The organism is Providencia sp. M-27, assembly GCF_011077905.1.
Lineage (GTDB): Bacteria > Pseudomonadota > Gammaproteobacteria > Enterobacterales > Enterobacteriaceae > Providencia > Providencia huaxiensis.
Genome location: NZ_JAALBT010000006.1, coordinates 162,833 through 178,464, shown reverse-complemented (window position 1 = coordinate 178,464; position 15,632 = coordinate 162,833). Strand labels below are relative to the sequence as shown.

Genomic DNA, 15,632 nt, shown 5'->3' with positions numbered 1-15,632 from the left:
AAACAATTAAATAGGGAGAGTAACTCATGCATTCAAGATTTAAGGCCGCTTGGGCCGAGCTTCCAGAAAAGTTACAGTCAGTACTTAGACCTATCATTGATAAATCTGATTTTCAAGGCATGTTAACGGCGGAACAAGTTAAACAGATTAAAGCTGAAACAAGTGTAGACGACGCTGAGTTAGCCTTTGCATTATTGCCTTTTGCTGCTGCCTATGCCCTCACTCCTATTTCCCATTTTAACGTGGGTGCAATCGCACGTGGAGCAAGTGGTAACTTGTATTTTGGTGCCAATATGGAATTTAGCCATGTATCAATGGGCCAAGTGATCCATGCAGAACAGTGTGCAGTGACACACTCTTGGATGAAAGGTGAAACGCAGATTACCTCAATTACCGTGAATTACACACCTTGTGGCCACTGCCGCCAATTTATGAATGAATTACGTGAAGGTGGTAAAATTATGGTGAATTTACCAGGCCGCACACCCGCAGTACTACACCACTATTTACCCGACTCATTTGGGCCGTCTGACTTAAACATTACTACTTTACTACTCGACCCTGTTGACCATGGCTATAAAAACCAAAGCCGTGACCGGTTATTAAGTGCCGCAATTGAGGCTGCAAACCAATCTCATGCACCTTATAGTCAATCTCATTCAGGTATTGCGTTACAGTTAAAAGATGGCTCACTGTTTACAGGCCGCTACGCAGAAAATGCCGCATTCAACCCAAGTTTACCGCCACTGCAAGCCGCTTTAATTATGATTAACCTTGCAGGTAAAGATATTCACGCCATCGACCAAGCTAAGTTTGTTGAAAAGCAAGATGCAATTATCAAACATTGGTATGTTACCGAAAATACATTACAGGCACTGGGTTGCCAAAATATTGAATTAGCTTATTTAGATTAATTTTATATTTATTTAAATATAACGGTTATTGCTGGGAGCTTGAATAAACAGTAATAACCGTATAGTTGCTATTAGAACTTTAATCTTGTTCACAAAACCATTTACCTGCAAAGTGGCCATCCATAATAGGACTCACTAGTTTTGATTAATATATGCCCTAGTAAGTGAATTCATTAAACAATTTCTCTGTTTCATTTATCGTGTCTTCTAATGTAATAACTAAAGGGATCTTCCGCATTTTTTCTAGCCAAGCTTGGCTTTGTTGCTGTTTTATCGATGCAGATTGCGCGGCTTCTTCTTTCATGTCTAACCAAATGCTAGCAAATAACGCTGATTCACCATTACGTGATTTATTAGAAAAACTATTTAATAGTTTCCCTATGATTTTATTCTGTTTATCTATAGATAATACTTCAAATACATCTTTGAACAACCAACCTTCATAAGGAATTCCTGAATTTAACATCGCTTCTTTTTTTATTTGAATAAATTCTTGATGTGTAATATCACCAATTGGGATGTTATCACTTTCTTTGCGATTTTTCATAATTCGTCCATATGCTAATTTCACTTCTTTTTGATACTGACTCCGTTTTTCACTGGTAAATGACTCACCCCGTGCCTTCATATGATTATTTAAAAACTCTTTTTCTAGATAAATAAAAATACTGAAATATTTATCATCCGAATTATTAACCTTTTGAATATTGTCTTTATCAGTAAAAGCATGACCTTTATTTAAAAGACTTAAACATGATAAAATTATACAAATAAAAATTAATGTAATAATAGATTTAGATTTAAATGATATCATTAGAACCCCTTCGATTTTTATTATAAAACTTTGAATCATTAATCATTTCTTCAAACATAGAATCTAACTTTCTCTCTAGCTTATTGACTAAAGCAATCCGCCTCATCTTCCCCAGCCATCTTTTGCTTTTAATTTGCTTGTCTGATAATGGTTTAGCGGCTTCCCTTACCATTGCATACCAAAGCACCATGAATAATTTAGCTTCCTTCGCAGGATCGTTGTTATTCATCACAAAAACGAACTGTTGCCATAGTGCCTCTCGGTTTCTCTCATTAATAACATCTAAAACATCTGCTAAAATCCAAGCATGATAAGACATTCCCATTTCATTTAAATTCTCACGATAAAAATCCATTGCCTGTTCATGGCTTAATTTTTTAATAAATGCTTCTTTTGGATACTTTAAAAATTCTAACATTGGGTTATTATCTTTTTCACCCTTAAAAATGACTAATTTTTTTCTATCAAATATTAAATCCTTAGATTCAGAAAAGTATAACATCTGTAGCATAAAGAAAAGACGTGGCGTTTTAACACCTTTTTTTTCACAAAAATTTATTGTATTTTTTTTATTATATTTTACATTATTTCCTTGAGGATTTTGGCAAGCACCGAGAAGAAAAACTGAAAGCACAACTATTAATTTATAATTCATATACATCCTTGTGATTCATAAAGTTAGAAACCAACAATCTTAAAAATCAATTATGTAAAAAACACATTGCCCACATAAAAACAAACATCAGTAATCACCATTCGTTTACTAATAACTAAAATAATTTATTTTATTATAAGTAGACTTTTTAAATATTAATTAAAACTAAAAGATCCTCCAGAAGAATAACCACTATAACTAAATTCAGGTATACTTGGCATTGAGGGTATTGAGTATTTATCTTCAAATGAGTCCATTGAATTGTTCATTGATGACATATTGTCTCTTAACTGGCCAATCATATTTTCAAAATGATGGTTATTTCTTATGGTATCTGTAGGGAAGTCTTTAAATCCTGGCGTTCCCGGAAGAACAACACTCGGGCGTTCTAGATAATAATTTGTTGGTGTTTCATTATCCTTAAACCTATCAAGTAGGTTTGTTGTACGAGGTGCTAATTGTCTATTCGGTTCGGATTTTGGATAAGTGCTTTCCAATATCGATTTATCTACCATATTGTGTGGATACTTAATTGGAGGTGTTGACTTGTTGTTTATTGATGGCATATTTCCCCTTAAATCATCAATCATACGATCATAATGAGCAACATCTGGTTGATAATTAACTGATGGTGAATCAAATAAGCCTGTTTCTGGTAATATATAGTCAGGTCTTTCTAAATAATATTCAGACAATAGATTTTTATGTGTAAATTCCGTTTGGCCACGCCAATCTGTTTGTACTTGAAATGATTCTAAATGTTGTGAAGGATAATCCCAAAATGAAAAACGCTCTGTTCCTCTATCAATTAAAGGGTTTCCTGTATTATAAATAATTGTATTTATTCTATCCATATTATCTTCTTCTATATGAGATATAATATTTTGATAAGATTTCTTGGCTGTAACCACCACGCCATCTACTACATTATCAATATCCAGAACTCGTTTAGTCCAACTATGTATTTTAGGCTGCATATGCGCTGGAGCTTCATATAATGCTCTAAACATTATATCTTTAGTATTTATACTTAATAATATTTCACTTTCTATATCACCTACAGAATTTAAAGCTCTCTGCCAATAACTCTCTCTTTGTTCTCCAGGTAACACAAAAAATACAGGTTCTAAAGTCCATGCATCAGAAGGAAGATTATAATAAGAAAATACACTACTATGAAATAATTTAGCCTCTATGTGATTTATATCACCATAGATTACATCCTTTCCATCTTCAAATCTATTTTTTAGGGTTTGAACATAAGCTATTGCCATATCATAGCGAATACGCTCAATTATAAACTCATCTTGCACTCCAATATGCTCTAAAATAGCTTCATCTAAATAATTAAGCGCAAAAGCACCTGAAAGAGAATCACCTTTAACCACACTATTAGCTAATTTAGCATATCGGTCTCCTTTACTTTCCAAATATTCATACATCAACTTTGGTTCTTTGGTTACGTATAAAATTTCAATTGCATTAGAAACATCACTACGAGTTAACTTTAAATCACCCTTTCTAATTTCTTGAGTTCTCATATTATCTCCTAATTTTTAACATGGTCGAGTAAAAAATGCGTATTTTTTCCCTCATTATATTGCTATTAGATAATTCTTTAGCATCAAAATAAAATTTAACCTTAGTTCCTATTTCTGGAATCAAAAAATATTGAAAACACTTATGATACTTCTCATCAATTGGTAACCATTCACACTCAATTAAAAAAATTACTTCATTATTAATTTCCTTCCAATAATATCCTTTTTTATTAAAATACATATCATCTTTATGACCAATACTTCTTCGTATTGTTACAGTCACTTCAGTAAAATAAAGATCCAACTCTTCATCATAATATAACTCCCCCTTTCTTTTGAGGTACCCCATATCTAAATACACGTGTTTTCTATAACTCAAATATTTTTCAGGGTTTCCTTTTAATGGTTCAGCATAAACTTCTATAATTTTAACATCATTACTTACCTCATTAGATGGTTTCAAATTAGACCATGACATCCTCATTGGCAGCACTCTAAAATTAGCCTCACACCCTTTTTTATTTTCAATAAACCTTGGGTCAAAATAGCTATACCCTTCATATTCAGCAAATGGAAAAACATACTCGCCAGGAACTTCTATAATATTCTTATTAAACTGCCCACAGACAAAACCGGGGCGGTTCTCGCCATTAACAATGCAGGAAAATAATAATAACGGTAGAATTAAACCAAAATATAATTTCATAATAATTGACACCTTAATACTTATATAACATTTAGTTTTCAAACTTATTTAAATGAAAACTATGATTTAGCAGAAGATAATGTTTTACTCATACGTTCATACCATTTATTAATAATGATTTTCTGTTTTTTAGTGGCCTTATTTTCCTTTTCTAACATCACTTTCATCAAGCTGTATATTACCGATAATTCATGGCCACGGTCTCCGGAAGCTGCCATAATTTTTTGCCAATAAAATTCTTTTTCTTTTTCATCTAATACAGAAAATACCACACCTAAAACCCAAGCTTCTTCCGGTATTTTATTACGCAACATAACCAGATAATGTAATTCATCTGCTTCTTTATAAGTCATATCATGAGAGACTTTTTCACCTGTACTCTGTTTCCTCGCTTTTCGCTTCAATACTTGAAGCATTTCTAATGCATGGTCATAATTTATTTTGTCTATCAATGTTTTATTAATTGTTTTGTTTTTTTCTTTCATCACCAAATAAAAATAATCTGTTATAACTCGCCCAAAAATTGATGAACCATATTTGTTTTCATAGAAATAGCTGTCAATATTCCTTAGTGTTTCGATTGGGTTATAGTCTGCTCTTGAATGATTCATTCCTCCTAGAAATGCCATAATAAGTAATATATAGATACGCTTATTTCTTAACACCCCATTAATTAAATTCATAAAACTCCTTAGTGAAAAATGAAATATAAAATAAAATTCAACTTATATAAATTTAAAACTTGCAGCAATATATGATATTTGAAAATATAATTTAACTTACAGTGAATCCGTTTTTTCTCTTTGTAACTAGCTAAAAATAAGAAAAAAGCATGAAAAAATTGAACCAGCTACAAAGCTAAACTAACGTTTGAAAACGTAAAAATAGCGATGAGACATTCGTCATTTGACTAAGCGTGATCTACCTACCGTAATGAGTATGCTGTTATCGGCTTTCATTCCCTTTCGCGCTTAAACTCCTTATCATATGCACAATATTTTTCAGTAAATTTTTTAACGCTTTTTTATCATTATTTACTGTACATATTTGCTGTTTAGCTTAGGATCTACCCTGACTTTGTTGATTAATCGTCCGAAGAGTGATATTTCATGGAACATGAGTACGAAACAAAACGCCCTCTCTATATACCCTACGCTGGCCCAATTTTGCTTGAATTCCCTTTGCTGAATAAAGGAAGCGCCTTCACCGAAGAAGAGCGTGCAAATTTTAACTTGCATGGTTTACTTCCTGAACAAGTTGAAACCATCGAAGAACAAGTTGAACGTGCCTACCGTCAATTGATTGATTTTAAATCAGATATTGATAAACACATTTATCTGCGAAATATTCAAGATACCAACGAAACCTTATTTTATCGCCTTATAGATGCCCACCTGACAGAAGTAATGCCAATTATCTATACCCCAACCGTGGGTGAAGCTTGTGAGCATTTCTCTGACATTTATCGTCGTGCACGTGGTTTATTTATTTCTTATCCAAATCGTGAATACATCGACGACATGCTACAAAACGCTACCAAACAAAATGTGAAAGTGATTGTTGTTACCGATGGCGAACGTATTTTAGGCCTTGGTGACCAAGGTATCGGCGGTATGGGTATCCCAATTGGGAAACTCTCTCTCTATACCGCTTGTGGGGGTATCAGCCCTGCTTATACTTTGCCTATTGTTATTGATGTAGGAACCAACAACCCACAGCGTCTGAATGACCCTCTATATATGGGATGGCGCCACCCACGTATTACTGGTGATGAATACAACGAATTCCTTGATGAATTTGTCCAAGCAGTAAAACGCCGTTGGCCAAACGTATTGCTCCAATTTGAAGACTTCGCCCAGAAAAATGCGATGCCTTTATTAACCCGCTACCGTGATGAGCTTTGCTGTTTTAATGATGATATTCAAGGCACTGCATCCGTTGCATTAGGTAGCTTAATTGCCGCCAGCCATGCTGCAGGCAGTAAGCTAAGCGACCAACGCGTGACTTTCTTGGGTGCCGGTTCCGCAGGTTGCGGTATTGCAGAGCAAATCATCGCCCAGATGAAATCCGAAGGCTTGAGCGACGAAGAAGCGCGTTCACGCATTTATATGGTTGACCGCTTTGGTTTATTAACCGATAAACTGCCTAATTTACTCGATTTCCAAGCTAAGTTAACGCAAAACAGTGAGAATTTAGCCAGCTGGGATGTTAACAGTGACTCAATTTCACTGTTAGATGTCGTACGCAATGCCAAACCAACCATATTGATTGGTGTGTCTGGCCAAGCTGGGTTATTCACAGAAGAAATCATTAAAGAGATGCATAAACACTGTGAACGCCCTATCGTGATGCCATTATCGAACCCAACGTCACGTGTTGAAGCTCGCCCTGAAGATATTATCAATTGGACTGATGGAAAAGCATTGGTCGCAACAGGAAGTCCATTTAGCCCAGTATCTTACAAAGAGCAAGTGTTCCCAATTGCACAATGTAACAACTCCTATATCTTCCCGGGTATCGGTCTTGGTGTGATCGCCTCTGGTGCTAAACGCGTTACTGATGGCATGTTAATGGCCGCCAGCCGCGCTCTCGCCAGCTGTTCACCTCTTGCTAAAAATGGTGAAGGTGCGCTATTGCCTCTGCTATCTGATATCCAAGATGTTTCTCGCATTATTGCTAAACAAGTTGCCAAAGAAGCACAAGTTCAAGGTGTGGCAACCGTCACATCGGATAGCGCTCTTGATGAAGCCATTGAACGTAATTTCTGGAAGCCTGAGTACCGTACTTATAAACGTACTTCGTTTTAATTTGTCATAACGGTATTGATTGAAAGGGGCTCTTTAGAGCTCCTTTTTTGTTTTTTATAGCTCCCGAAAAACGAATGTCTGTTTTCTCAGATAATGATAAATTGCGCTAAACAAATCACTTATTTAAGATAACGGCCATGGCTGATTAATAGGATATTGACATGACTGGCGACCTCAATGCTGCTATTCCACAGAAACCTAAGTTTTCCCTATGGGCAATAGCTCTAACGCTTTTTATTGTAACACTGAATATTGTTGTTTATTTTTATCAACTCAATTATGCCGCCCCACTCGATTCTCAAGAAAATAACTTATTGCTATTTGGTGCCAATGTTTACCAACTTTCATTAACGGGGGATTGGTGGCGCTATCCAGTCAGTATGGTATTGCACTCAGGTGGTATGCACCTTGCTTTGAATACATTGGCTTTGTTTGTTATTGGGATTGAATGCGAACGTACCTATGGGAAATTTAGGATGCTCGCGATATACCTATTTTCAGGTATTGGCGCGGCATTTTTTAGTGCTTATTGGCAATACAGTGAAGCCATTAATGCAGTAGCGAACCGTGCATCGATGAATGCGTGGAATAGTTTATATTTACCTGATAACACAGTGTATATTACCGTGGGTATTGGCGCATCTGGCGCTATAATGGGATTAGCTGCCGCTTCTGTAATTGATTTATTGAAAAGAATTAATAACCCGAGTCTCTCTCTTGAAGAACGCAACCAATTAAAACGCCCGCTATATAATATTATTGGGATGATTGCGCTAACTCTCATCAATGGTTTGCAGTCAGGTATTGATAACGCTGCTCATATTGGTGGCGCTGTACTTGGTGCGGTTATTAGCGGTGCTTTTGTGCTTGCGCCACAAGCAACATTTCGGGCAAAACTGCTTTCTAGTGGCTTAATTGTACTTATAGCTGCCACCTTACTGGCAATGACACTCAGCCAGTTTTCTTCCTTACAAGACGAAGACCTAAACTATGAGCGCCAGTTTATTTACCAAGAAATGGCAAAAGAACTTAATCAGCGATAAAAAATACTGTTTTTTGGTAAGAGAGCAGTCCTATTATTGATACCGCCAATAGTAGGACATAAATCTAGAAAGTGAATAAATTCATTGTCATCATAACTGCGCTACAGGTAATTAATAACAATGTAATGTATTGGAAAGTGCGCTCGGATAAACGGATCAGTAAATATTTAGCCAGTGGCATCACAATCAATGCCCCCGCACACAGTATCAGCGCCAATTTTAAATCGGTATAACCGTCTTGCGCATAGGCCAAAGCAGAAGAGCCAGACAACACAGTTGTTACAAAAATCGATGTGCCAATTGCTTGCTTAATATTCAGTTGCATATAGCGCAACAACATTGGGAGAACAACCACCCCACCACCAACTCCAGTTGCACCAAGTACAACACCCGCTAGAACAGCTGGCACAGCCATGGATTTTAGCTGATCTCCTTTTGCCGCTTCTTGTTTGATGATCGAAACAAAAAACATTCGCTGAACAAATAAATAGAGCGAAAAGATAATGGCAGCAGCCACTAACAGGTTAATACCCCACTCGACTTGTTTTTCATACCCCGGTAATCCCCCAAGCCATGTCACAAGCAAACTAGAAAGAAAGGTGCTCGGCAACATAATCGCTAATACAATGAGCGCTCCTTTAAAGGGGATATTGCCTAAGCGAAAATGCATATAAGAAGAAGAAACCTTCATTAGCATCGAAAGGAAATTGGCCGTGGCTACGGCTGCTAATGCATTCAGCCCAAAAAAATAGGTCAGTATCGGTAATACAATCACACCACCACCGACACCCGTTGTGCTAATAATCAGCCCAATAAGTGCACCTATCGCTAACTCCGTTACAATCATTAACTCTTGCCTTGTATCAGTGCGCGTCGCCCTTTTTGTAATGCTTCATTTGCATCACTATCTGCTAACGTGAGGTATTTAAAAAATAATGTATCGAAAGTAATCATCTGTAACACTTGGGGGGTGATGATGCCTAATTGGGAATGTTGCTCATCATAAAAATAAGGCAAGGCGAAGTCCGCTAACTTTATCGCTTCATCTTGACCAAACCGCGTCAGTGCGACTGTCGGGCAACCTGTTTCTTTTGCAGCTCGAAGCATGCTATTGATTTCTTGAGTATTTCCACGCGCTGTTACCGCAATTGCAAGGTCTTCTGGCCCCAAATTTGCCGAATAACTTAGCTGAACATGCAAATCATAACTAAACAGTGCGTGTTTATTAATGCGAACTAATTTATGGAAAATATCACTGGCAACAATGGCTGAAGACCCGACACCAAACAGCACGATACGTTTGGCCTGAAACATTTTTTGCGCGATGGTATCTACGACAGATGGCTCAAGTAAATCCAGTGATTTTTCAATAGCCGAAATAAACATTTGCCCTGTTTTGGCGATAATCTGAGAAGTATCATCGTGACGACTCAGATTACCGTATAAACTTTCCGCTTTGTGTTGCTTCTCATCCGACAAATAATCGACTTTAAATTCAGGGTAGCCACGGTAACCCATTTGGCGAGAAAAGCGGATAACAGATGCACTACTGACCCCAGCCGCTTGTGCCAATTCCGCTGCATTCATCGCAATAAGGCTTTCGCGATTATCCAACAAAAATGTGGCAATACGTTGTTCTGTGCCTTTACCGCGTGTCTGCATGCTTTCCAGTTTTACCGTCAGTGTCGACATGGCTTTTCCTTCTAATTATTTTTCTGGATCAGTGAAGCCTATTATCATACTGGCAATGAACCCGACAATCCATGCACCCGCAACAGCAATTAAGAAATCCAGGATTTGGCCATCACCCACTAATGGAATTAATGATAACCCTGCTGTTCCAAAAGGAATGATGATCCCGACATGGAAGAATGCCATTAATGCCCCGCCAGCCGCGCCACCAATACAACCCGCAATGAATGGTTTACCTAATGGCAATGACACACCGAATAATAACGGTTCACCGACACCAAAAATACCCACAGGCAACGCACCGACTAAGGTTTTTTTCAAACGTTGGTTTTTGGTTTTTAAATAAACCCAGAAACACGAGCCCACTTGCCCCATTCCGCCCATCGCTAAAATTGGGAACAAGTAATTCAGGCCAAAAGTTTGCAAAATTTCAGCATGAATTGGGATCAAACCTTGGTGTAAACCCGTTAGTAATAAGAATAAGAAACTGCCGCCTAAGATACCGCCAGTCGCCACGGCGCCACCGCCACTATTTAATAAAGCGACAGAAACCCCTTGAGCCAAAATCTGGTTTAAGTAATGTCCTGCGGGTTGGAACACCACAATTGCGACCATCGCAGAGACTAAAATGGTCACAAATGGCGTCACGATAAGATCTAAGCTTTCTTTAATGATACTTCTAAACCACACTTCAAATTTAGAAGAGAAAACGACCACCATCAGTACCGCAAAAATCCCCCCACTCCCTGGGACTAATTTCGAGCCAAATAAGGTGATATCCGCTAAACCTGGCATCGAAAGTAGCCCAGCCATGACCGCACCAATTGAGGTGGAAGCACCAAGCTCTTTCGCGGTATTCACCCCAATCATAATTGAAAGATAAACAAAGACTGCGCTACCAATCAATTTTAATAACTTAAATAACTCAGGGAATTGGTCGACAACCCCCGGAGCAACCAAGCGGACGATATTGATTAGCCCCATAATAAGACCGCAACCAATCAGAGCTGGAATGGTAGGGACAAATATAGCGGCTAACGTATTTAAAGTACGACGGATCGAGAACGCTTTTTTTTCTGTAGGCTTAGCCGTTTCTGTTGTTGAGGACGAACTACCTTGCATACGTTTGTTCATCACTGAAAAGACTTTTGCTGCGGTTCCCATCCCAACAATCACTTGTTGCTGTTCACCATTGAAAATCACGCCTTTTACGCCTTCAATTTGCTTCAAGGCCTCAGCATCGAATTTGCTATTATCTTTTAAAACTAAACGGATACGCGTCATACAATGAGTTAATGTTGCCACGTTCTCAAAGCCGCCCGCATATTTTTCTATTTCTCTGGCGAGTACTTCCAGATGTTCTATCTTATTAGCCATATTATTCCCCCGGTGTTGGCTAAGCTATATGCTAGCTTTCCATCACGCTATCCCCATTTATTAACGGTGTGTATCTAACATGCTGTCCAATGTGGTATTTGGATGCTGTTGAACGATGTCCGTCGCTTGCTGTGCGTTGATTTGTAACTCATGCATTAAAATTGCGCGTCGTGGATGATAATCCACTTGTGCCAATAGCCCTGCTGCGGTGTGTTCATCAATACCGCAGACCTCACTTACAATTCGTTCTGCGCGGCGCAGTAATTTGATATTACTCGCAACAACATCAACCATTAAATTAGTATGAATACGGCCTAATCTCCCCATCACACAAGTACTTAGCATACCTAAAATCATTTTTTGCGCAGTACCGCTTTTCATGCGAGTCGAACCTGATAACACTTCAGGGCCAACATCGGGGGCAATCGCCAATTTTGCTACTTCGCTGACTAGCCCTCGGCCTCGCGTAGTAATTGCCACCGTTAACGCACCGATTTCATTAGCATATTCAATGCCCGCTAAGGTAAATGGTGTGCGTCCGCTGGCTGCAATACCCACCACGACATCTTTGGCACAGAGTTGGCGTTTTTTTAGCTCTTCAATCGCTGACTCTACTGAATCCTCAATATTTTCAACCGCTTTTAGCATGGCATTTTGGCCACCTGCAATAATCGACTGCACCATTTCAGGTGAAGTGCCAAATGTGGGTGGGCATTCTGCACTGTCTAACACGGCTAGCCTGCCACTGGTTCCCGCCCCAATGTAAAACAAGCGCCCACCTTGTTTTAAGCATCCGGCAATCGCGTCAACCACTTGGGCAATCGCGGGTAGAACGGCCTGAATGGCCCCTGCAACGGTACTATCGGCTTGGTTAATAACCTTCACCATCGAGAGTGTATCCAACCGTGAAAACTGTTGTGTTTCCTGATTGAATTCATTGTGTAGGCAGTCACTCAGAGTATTTTCGGCTAGAGACATTAAAACGCCCTCATGAAATTTAATTTCATTAAAAAATACATTAAATGAATTTTTATTTCAATTCAAATCACTGCAATTCTGTACAACTTAATTGCGGGTTATGATCTTTCTCACAATAATAGGTCTGTATTAAAAAAATACCGGTGACGAAAGCCACCGGCGATAGCTCTATTTTACGAACTTACAGGTTCCGAAGGCAGATGGGATGTGAAAATCAGGTTTAACAGAATCAGGTTTGATCCAGCTAATCCATTTACGCACTTGCTTAGGTTCACCCGCGCTGAACTCCCCACGTAAAATGGCACACATTAGTGTCTGCTTGTCTGCGTCTTGCCATAAATTAAGTTTGGTAAATTCATCCAAATCAATTTTTCCCGTTAATACATAACCATTTGGCGTTATTTCACCCACGGTTTGTAATGTCTCCCAGTTCCAACTTGGGTCAACTTCACGGTAATAATTAGCTTTTGCATCGAAAGTACGTCCTTTCGGGTCCATTTCAGCCGTGTAATAAGGTTTTAGTTCAGGGCTAGTCGCAAAAAAGAGTTCGACTCGGTCAGAATCTAACACCGCTTGGTCTTTATCTGGGTTATCACCTAACTGAATATCTTTATCATCTGCAATAAAACGGAAATATAATGTGTCATCACTCCACAAAGCGCGAAAATCTGTTTTGGGAGCCGCTTCCTTTTCCCATGGGTACGTAAAATCGGTTAATATTTCTGCTTTTTCCCAGACTTCCGTACTTTTAGTCGCATCATTGAGTGATTTTAACTGATCGGTATGATTGATTTGGTACTCTTTCGCTGCCACACTCGCGGTAACAAACACAGCACTCGCGGCTAATAATGTCGTTAGTTTCATACTTTCCTCACCTATCTAATTAAAGATCTGCTATTCACAGAAACCCACCAAAGAAACAATATTTCACTTCAAATTAAAAATATAGAATTAAAATTTCATAATATATAGTTTCATTCCATAAAAACTACCATGATGTGAAGCGAATCACTCTTTGATGAGAACGTGATTTACCTTTTTCATCCAATGTCTGATTAATTTTGATTCAATTATTAGGCTTAATATTAGTCAACTTCGATTAGTGTGCAGACATTGACATGACTTTACGTTACGCGACTTGCGTCACTAATTTAAGTCAAGTAGCCTAGAGACACAGGCCTACTGAGGCTGACAATTTCGGATTATGACTCTTTATTATCAAGGCTAGGACATGAGGAAACGTCTGTTTTTTGGTCTTATTATTCTTGCAGGGATCGCATTTACGACCATAATGTTGCTTGATCGCTGGATAAGCTGGGATACCGCCCCCTATATCTATGAAGATGTAGAAAAATTGCCTGCGCGCGATGTCGGGATGGTACTCGGCACATCCAAATATTATGCCTCTGGTGTTAATAACCTCTATTATACCTATCGCATTAAAGGCGCAGCGGAGGCATACCACAGTGGAAAAGTGAAATATTTGCTCCTCAGTGGTGATAATGGCGCTCATAATTACAATGAGCCAATCAACATGCGCAAAGATTTAATTAAAGAAGGGGTTCCAGCCTCCAAAATTGTGCTCGATTTTGCTGGTTTTAGGACATTAGACTCCGTAGTACGCACTAAAAAAGTGTTTGATACCGATAATTTTACGATTATTACCCAGCGTTTTCATTGTGAACGTGCGGTCTTTATCGCCAAACATAAAGGTATTGATGCGCAATGTTTAGCGGTTCCGACACCTTCTGGGATGTATAGAGTGAGAGTGCGTGAAGTGTTTGCGCGGCTAGGCGCTCTGGCAGATTTATATATCTTAAAACGGGAGCCTAAATTTTTAGGTGAACAAGAATCGATCCCAGCCCCGATTAAAATGCCAGCCGGAATTAAAGGCTATCCGGCGGTTTCACCGGATGAAGTCAATAAATTGAAGTAGATATATAGGTAGATAAATACTCATCTACCTATTAACTTTGCTGTTAATTTGCGCCAACACCATTCAAGTGGGCCTTGTCTGAAAAACATCAGCCAATAATAAGAAAACAATACATTTATTCCCCAAATAATGGGAACCAAGACAATTAATTCAACCCGCGTGAATTGACCAAAATAGCCTAATTGGTAAAACAGTGTGGTACAAATTAGCGTTTGCAAAATATAATTACTCAGCGCCATCCGCCCCACATATTGCAGCCCATGGATTACCTTGTTATTTGCGATTTTTTCCCAAAAACCATACACCAAAGCGATATATCCTAAAGATTGGAATGGAATAACTAGCTCATTAATAATGTAACCAATGATTGATGTTGAAAAATAACTCCAATTAAATTGGCTTTGCATGTATAGCGAAACTATTTGGACCAATATCGATGGCAAGATAAATATGTAGGCTATTTTACGGTAGTGTTGAGCGCTAAATTGCCCTTGTAACCAGCCATTTTTCATTAACAGTGCGCCAATAATCATCAATGCCGCTAATTGCCAGCCATATTGGATAACCAACATTTCAACCATTTTGAGCATCTCTGACGCCCGATAAAACACGCCATCCATTCCCCCCGAGGTATGCATCACATATTCAAATGCCAGTTGCTCATCCGAGGTTTGCCAAAAACCGGAGGGATCTATACTACTTCCCAACACGAGCAAAATAACTAACCCAACCAAATAGATTGATAGTGCTATTTTCAATAATAAACTATCATCATATTGATTAAGCAAATAGGTCACTAACAAGCCGGTTAATGCATAAGCCAACAGAATATCACCATCCCAAAAACCAACCCCATGGATCACCCCGAATAGGGCTAAAACAGATAAACGGCACTGGTTCCAACGAAGAGAGCGAGAGTGTAATAAAGCAAGCGTTGCCCCAAATAGGATTGAAAAAATCGCGAGAACTTTACCTTGAAAAAGGACATTGAAAACACCCCAGAGGTAAGCCTCTGAATCGGATGTTGTATCGGTATAGTAAGGGTTTAAATACGCTGCTTGTGGTAAAGCAAATGCAAAGATATTCATTAGCAGAATACCTAAAATTGCTATACCACGAACAGCGTCAAGTTGGTCAATGCGGCTTGACGGTGTCGTTGTTGTCATAAA

At 38.5% G+C, this 15,632-nt stretch carries 15 protein-coding genes; 4 read left to right on the top strand and 11 right to left on the bottom strand.

Annotation, left to right across the window (positions count from 1 at the left end; all coding sequences use genetic code 11):
- The first annotated feature begins 26 nt into the window (after positions 1-26).
- Positions 27-914, top strand: coding sequence for a cytidine deaminase (gene cdd, locus G6Q48_RS10980; protein WP_004256516.1), 888 nt, complete (start codon positions 27-29; stop codon positions 912-914).
- A 157-nt stretch (positions 915-1,071) separates the two neighbouring features.
- On the opposite strand, the gene G6Q48_RS10975 is transcribed toward cdd, so the two are convergent.
- The 5 genes from G6Q48_RS10975 to G6Q48_RS10955 all read right to left on the bottom strand — a co-directional run bounded on the left by G6Q48_RS10975 (position 1,072) and on the right by G6Q48_RS10955 (position 5,313).
- Positions 1,072-1,728 carry a hypothetical protein gene (locus G6Q48_RS10975; RefSeq protein WP_166266435.1) on the bottom strand — a complete coding sequence of 219 codons (657 nt, stop codon included), beginning with the start codon at positions 1,726-1,728 and terminating at the stop codon, positions 1,072-1,074.
- A complete protein-coding gene (locus G6Q48_RS10970) occupies positions 1,715-2,383 on the bottom strand; it encodes a hypothetical protein (RefSeq protein WP_166266432.1) in 669 nt (222 codons plus the stop codon). The genes G6Q48_RS10975 and G6Q48_RS10970 overlap by 14 nt, the downstream gene beginning before the upstream one ends.
- Positions 2,384-2,538: 155 nt before the next feature.
- Positions 2,539-3,924: a serine protease gene (locus G6Q48_RS10965; protein WP_166266429.1), complete on the bottom strand. Its 1,386-nt coding sequence runs from the start codon at positions 3,922-3,924 to the stop codon at positions 2,539-2,541.
- A gap of 1 nt (position 3,925) precedes the next feature.
- On the bottom strand, positions 3,926-4,630 hold the full coding sequence (locus G6Q48_RS10960) for a hypothetical protein (RefSeq protein ID WP_166266426.1): 705 nt from the start codon (positions 4,628-4,630) through the stop codon (positions 3,926-3,928).
- A 59-nt stretch (positions 4,631-4,689) separates the two neighbouring features.
- Positions 4,690-5,313 (bottom strand): hypothetical protein, encoded by a 624-nt coding sequence (locus G6Q48_RS10955; protein WP_166266423.1) that lies wholly within the window; start codon positions 5,311-5,313, stop codon positions 4,690-4,692.
- Positions 5,314-5,739: 426 nt separating this feature from the next.
- Here G6Q48_RS10955 and G6Q48_RS10950 point away from each other — a divergent pair, with 426 nt between their 5' ends.
- Together G6Q48_RS10950 and G6Q48_RS10945 are read left to right on the top strand one after the other, a co-directional pair.
- Positions 5,740-7,437 (top strand): NAD-dependent malic enzyme, encoded by a 1,698-nt coding sequence (locus G6Q48_RS10950; RefSeq protein ID WP_102138392.1) that lies wholly within the window; start codon positions 5,740-5,742, stop codon positions 7,435-7,437.
- Between the two features lie 161 nt (positions 7,438-7,598).
- Positions 7,599-8,480, top strand: a complete 882-nt coding sequence (locus tag G6Q48_RS10945) for a rhomboid family intramembrane serine protease (RefSeq protein ID WP_166266420.1) — start codon at positions 7,599-7,601, stop codon at positions 8,478-8,480.
- A gap of 64 nt (positions 8,481-8,544) precedes the next feature.
- Here the strand turns inward: G6Q48_RS10945 and G6Q48_RS10940 are convergent, their stop codons facing one another.
- From G6Q48_RS10940 to G6Q48_RS10920, 5 genes are all read right to left on the bottom strand, one after another.
- On the bottom strand, positions 8,545-9,327 hold the full coding sequence (locus G6Q48_RS10940; protein ID WP_102138390.1) for a sulfite exporter TauE/SafE family protein: 783 nt from the start codon (positions 9,325-9,327) through the stop codon (positions 8,545-8,547).
- Positions 9,327-10,172 (bottom strand): MurR/RpiR family transcriptional regulator, encoded by an 846-nt coding sequence (locus G6Q48_RS10935; RefSeq protein ID WP_102138389.1) that lies wholly within the window; start codon positions 10,170-10,172, stop codon positions 9,327-9,329. The genes G6Q48_RS10940 and G6Q48_RS10935 overlap by 1 nt, the downstream gene beginning before the upstream one ends.
- Before the next feature lie 15 nt (positions 10,173-10,187).
- Positions 10,188-11,549 (bottom strand): PTS transporter subunit EIIC, encoded by a 1,362-nt coding sequence (locus G6Q48_RS10930; protein WP_102138388.1) that lies wholly within the window; start codon positions 11,547-11,549, stop codon positions 10,188-10,190.
- Positions 11,550-11,609: 60 nt separating this feature from the next.
- Complete coding sequence (gene murQ / locus G6Q48_RS10925) at positions 11,610-12,527, bottom strand: N-acetylmuramic acid 6-phosphate etherase (protein WP_102138387.1); 918 nt, start codon at positions 12,525-12,527, stop codon at positions 11,610-11,612.
- 168 nt (positions 12,528-12,695) lie between these two features.
- Entirely contained in the window at positions 12,696-13,391 is a 696-nt protein-coding gene (locus G6Q48_RS10920; RefSeq protein ID WP_166266417.1) for a sugar-binding protein, read from the bottom strand.
- A 367-nt stretch (positions 13,392-13,758) separates the two neighbouring features.
- On the opposite strand from G6Q48_RS10920, the gene sanA reads away from it, so the two are divergent.
- Positions 13,759-14,463 carry an outer membrane permeability protein SanA gene (gene sanA, locus G6Q48_RS10915; RefSeq protein ID WP_004256559.1) on the top strand — a complete coding sequence of 235 codons (705 nt, stop codon included), beginning with the start codon at positions 13,759-13,761 and terminating at the stop codon, positions 14,461-14,463.
- 20 nt (positions 14,464-14,483) lie between these two features.
- On the opposite strand, the gene yeiB is transcribed toward sanA, so the two are convergent.
- Positions 14,484-15,629 (bottom strand): DUF418 domain-containing protein YeiB, encoded by a 1,146-nt coding sequence (gene yeiB, locus G6Q48_RS10910; protein WP_166266414.1) that lies wholly within the window; start codon positions 15,627-15,629, stop codon positions 14,484-14,486.
- Positions 15,630-15,632: the final 3 nt, after the last annotated feature.